Origin of the sequence: Frankia sp. AiPs1 (assembly GCF_023716945.1) — a bacterium.
Classification (GTDB): Bacteria; Actinomycetota; Actinomycetes; order Frankiales; family Frankiaceae; genus Frankia.
On the sequence record NZ_JAMQQF010000400.1, the window covers coordinates 1,852 to 5,517 of the forward strand.

The following is a 3,666-nucleotide window of genomic DNA, read 5'->3' on the forward strand; positions in this document are numbered from 1 at the left end:
CGGGAGCGGTTCCCGCAGTCGCCGACGGTGGGTCCGGAGCAGCTTGCGGAGCTGCGGACGTTGGACCAGATCGCCGATTTCGTCTCGGCGGGTGCGGGTGCGGGTGCGTCCGCGGCGTCGGGTGGTTCCGCGGAACACTCGGCCGGTCCTGGGGCCGGCTCTGCGGCTGGTGCCGGTGGCATCGACCGGGAGGCGGTGCGGGGTGCGCTGGTCGAGGTGGTCGCGGAGAAGACGGGTTATGCCGCGGACATGATCGATACCGGGATGGATCTGGAAGCCGATCTCGGGGTTGACTCGATCAAGCGGGTGCAGGTGTTGGGGGCGTTGCGGGAGCGGTTCCCGCAGTCGCCGACGGTGGGTCCGGAGCAGCTTGCGGAGCTGCGGACGTTGGACCAGATCGCCGACTTCGTCTCCGCCGCACCGCCCGGATCGGCCACATCGACCGCCACGGCCGACGGCCTGGAGGCAGGTGGTGTCGACCCAAAAGCCGGTGAGCCGGCGCGGGCATCGCGCCGGCCCATCCGCCTGGTGACCCTGCCCCCCCTCGACCGGCTCGACCGCCCGTACGCCGACTCCCCGGTGGCCGTCGTCGTCCACCGGGGCACCCCCGGCGCGGTCCTCGACGGCCTGCGCGAGCGGGGATGGACCGTGCGGGAGGTCGACCTCAGCGCCGCCGCCGGCCCGGCCCTGCCGACGTCCGACGAGGTGGACAAGGCCCTGGCCACGGCTTTTGAGGGCCGGGTGGATCTCGCCCTAGCCGTCCTGACGCCGGGTTCCGACTGGGCGGACTCCGTGGCCGTGCTCGCGGAGACCGTCCTGGTCGCGCGGCACGCCCACGGGCCGCTCGCGGCGAGCGCCGCGGACGGTTCCCGCGCCGCCTTCGTCACCCTCACCCGCATCGACGGCGGGCTGGGCCACCTGGGCCCGGCCGCGGTGGCGACGGCCCTGCTCGGCGGGGTCGGCGGCGTCGTGAAGACGCTCGCCGCGGAGACCCCGCAGCTGTTCTGCCGGGCGCTCGACGTCGCACCGGAGCTCGCCGACGACACCGTCGCCGCACTGCTCGACGCCGAACTGCACGACGTGGCCCGAGACGCCCCCGAGGTCGGCATCGACGCCGCCTCGGTGCGCCGGACGGTCGTCCCCGGCCTGTTCGACCCGCTCGCTGCGGCCGATCCCGCTGGTGCCGATCCTTCCGGTGCCGATCCTTCTGGTGCCGGGGTCGCGGCTGCCGGCGGGGACGCGGACGCCGTCACGATCGGCGCGGACGACGTCCTCGTCGTCTCCGGCGGAGCCCGCGGCGTGACGGCGCTGTGCGTGCGGGCCCTCGCCGAACGGGCCCCCGCCAGCTTCGTGCTGCTCGGCCGTTCGCCGCTGGCCGACGAACCCGGCTGGGCCGTCGGTATCGCCGCCGGCGAGCTCAAGGCGGCCGTGATCGCCCAGCTGCGAGCCACGGGCACCCGTCCCACTCCACGCGAGGTCGAGGGCATCTACCAGGGGCTGCTGGCCCAGCGGGAGATCCGCGAGACGCTGGCGGCGGTCGAGGCCGCGGGTGCGCGGGCCCGGTACGTCGCGGTCGACGTGACCGACGCCGACGCCCTGCGCGCCGCGCTCGGGGACCTGCGCGAGCAGGTCACCGGCGTGGTCCACGGCGCGGGGGTGCTCGCCGACGCGCTGCTGCCCGCAAAGTCCGCCGCGGACGTGGCCCGGGTGTTCGCCCCGAAGCTCACCGGGCTGCGGGCGCTGCTCGACGCCGTCGACGGCGCCCCGCTGCGCCACCTGATCCTGTTCACCTCCGTCGCCGGGTTGTACGGCAACCCCGGCCAGGCCGACTACGCCGCCGCGAACGAGGCCCTGTGCCGGGTGGCGGCCTCGCTGAAGCACGACCGTCCCGACTGGCACGTCACCGCGATCGACTGGGGTGCCTGGGACGGCGGCATGGTGACCCCCGCCCTGCGGGAGCTGTTCCAGGCGCGCGGCGTGGAGCTGCTGGCCCCCGACGCGGGTGCCGGCGCCTTCGCCGACGCGTTCCGGCCCGACCGCGCCGACGAGGTGTGCGTGCTCGTCGGGCCGGGCCGCTCCCTGGCGGAACCGGCTGCGGCCGGCGGGCCGGCCGTGCGTGCCCGCCGGTCGCTCACCTGGATCGTCGACCATCCCGTGATCGCCGCCCACCGGGTCGGCGAGCACCGGGTGCTCCCTGCGACGTTCGGCCTCGGCTGGATGATCAACAACGTGGAGCGGTCCCACCCGGGGCGGCGCGTCGTCGAGGTCCGCGACTTCGCGGTGCACAAGGGCATCGTCTTCGACGGTGCGTTCCCCAACACCGCGCGGGTCGAAGCTGAGCCGGCGGTCCCGGACGAGGCGGGCGGACTGCTCGTCCGCGTCGCGGTCCGCGCCGACGGCTCCGGCCGGCTGCCGGTGTCGCACTACGCGGCGACGTTCGTGCTCGCCGCGGCCGACACAGCCGCGACCCGGCCGGCCGTGGTGCTGCCCGGCTGGCCCGGCTACCGGCTGGGGGAGGGCCCACCCGACGCCCTGGCCATCTACACCGAGGGCACCCAGTTCCACGCCCCGCGGCTGCAGGGCATGCGCCGGGTGCTGGCGCGGGGCGCCGACCGGCTGGTGCTCGAATGCCAGCTCGACGACGACGCCGACCTGCGAGCCGCGTTCGGCGGGGCGCTGCACAGCCCCGTCCTCGCCGACGTGCTCCTGCAGGGACCGCCGGTGCTCGGCAAGGCGCTGCTCGGGCAGGCCTGCCTACCCCTGGGCATCGGCCGCGCCGAGTACTTCCATCCCCTGCCCGACGCCGCGCCCTTCGTCCTCGTTCTGGACCGGGCGCGCGTCGACGCCGGCGGCGGCACGGCGACCGTGACCGCGACCGCCTGCGCCCCGAACGGCACCGTGCTGGTGCGGTTCACCGACGTCACGGTCGCCGCCACGGCCGGCATGGCGGCGAAGTTCACCGAAGCCGTCCGCGCCTGGCAGCAGACCCCGACCGCGGACCACACCCCAAGCGCGGACCACACCCCGAGCGAGAACGAGGACGACCCGTCATGACCTTGGTCGACCAGGCCGAGCGCCTCGACTTCGTCGGCGAACCGTTCGACCCGCTGGCCTTCGCCGCCCCCGTGTCGTCGCCCGCCGCCGAACCGTCCGCGCCCCCGCCCCCGTCCCCGTCCCCCACGTCCCCCCAGCCGGCGGGCCTGACGCCCGCGCCGGCCACCTCCGCCCTGGAGCTGATCCGCCAACTGCGAGTGACGACCGCCGCGGCGCACGCCAGCGCCCTGCGCGCCCAGGCGGCCCTGCAACGGCGCCTGCTCGCCCCCCTGACCACGCCGCCGTCGCTGGCCGCCTCGTCCCTGCTGCCGGCCTCGTCCCTGCTGCCGGCCTCGTCCCTGCTGCCGGCCTCGTCCCCGCTGGCCGTACTGCCCCCACTGGCGGCACCCTCGGCGCTTGTCGGCCTGCCCCCGGCACCGGCGCGTCCGCGGGTGAGCAGCGAGGCGTCGTTCAAGCCACTGGCCCGCAGCGCCGTCGGCGCGCTGGGCGCCGCGGACCTCGACCGGCTGGCCCGGGGCGCCATCGCCGACGTCCTCGGCCCGGCCTACGACCAGGAGGGCCACGACCGCGCGGTGCGCATCGCCGCCGGCGAGCTGCTGCTGGCCTCCGTTG

1 protein-coding gene and 1 pseudogene are annotated in these 3,666 nt (G+C 76.1%); both read left to right on the top strand.

Translation table 11 applies throughout. The annotated features are described in order from the left end of the window. Positions 1-3,054: SDR family NAD(P)-dependent oxidoreductase (locus tag ND748_RS23880; protein WP_251748200.1), on the top strand; the 3,054-nt coding region annotated here is incomplete at its 5' end. After that, positions 3,051-3,666 (top strand): annotated as a pseudogene (locus ND748_RS23885) (beta-ketoacyl synthase); the annotation flags it as partial. The gene ND748_RS23880 and the pseudogene ND748_RS23885, both read left to right, overlap by 4 nt.